This window comes from Actinotalea sp. C106 (assembly GCF_023630195.1).
In the GTDB taxonomy this organism is placed as follows: domain Bacteria; phylum Actinomycetota; class Actinomycetes; order Actinomycetales; family Cellulomonadaceae; genus Actinotalea.
Window position 1 is genome coordinate 1 of record NZ_JALPKN010000633.1, and the last position, 576, is coordinate 576.

1 protein-coding gene is annotated in these 576 nt (G+C 76.6%); it reads left to right on the forward strand.

Annotated features, from left to right (window positions below):
* On the forward strand, positions 1 to 576 hold a 576-nt coding region (locus L0B03_RS18915; protein ID WP_250448661.1), incomplete at both ends, for an AMP-binding protein.

The window sequence follows — 576 nt, forward strand, 5'->3', positions numbered from 1 at the left end:
TGCACCGGGTGCTGACCGCCGACGCCCCGACCCTGGCCGCCCTGAGCCGCCTCGACGCGGTGCTGATCGGCGGGGCCGCCACCCCGCCGGCCCTCGTCGAGGCCGCCCGCGAGCGCGGTCTGCCGCTGGTCCTGACCTACGGCATGACCGAGACGTGCGGCGGGTGCGTCTACGACGGGCGTCCCCTCGACGGGGTCGAGGTGGAGGTCGACGACGACGGGATCCGCCTCGCCGGACCGATGCTCGCCCGCGGGTACCTGGCACGCCCTGACCTCGACGCCGCGGCCTTCACCACGGCGGACGGCCGTCGCTGGTTCCGCACCCGGGACCTCGGCATCCTCGAGGGCGGTCGTCTCACGGTGCTCGGGCGCTCGGACGACGTCCTGGTCACCGGTGGGGTCAAGGTCGCCCCCGCCGCGGTCGAGGCCGCGCTCGTGGGGGTGCCCGGGGTCGGTGAGGTCTGCGTGGTGGGGGTGCCCGACGCCGAGTGGGGCCAGGCCGTGACCGCCGTCGTCGTGCCGCGGCCGGATGTCCCGGCTCCCGGGCTGGCCGAGCTGCGCCAAGTCGGAGGCCAAG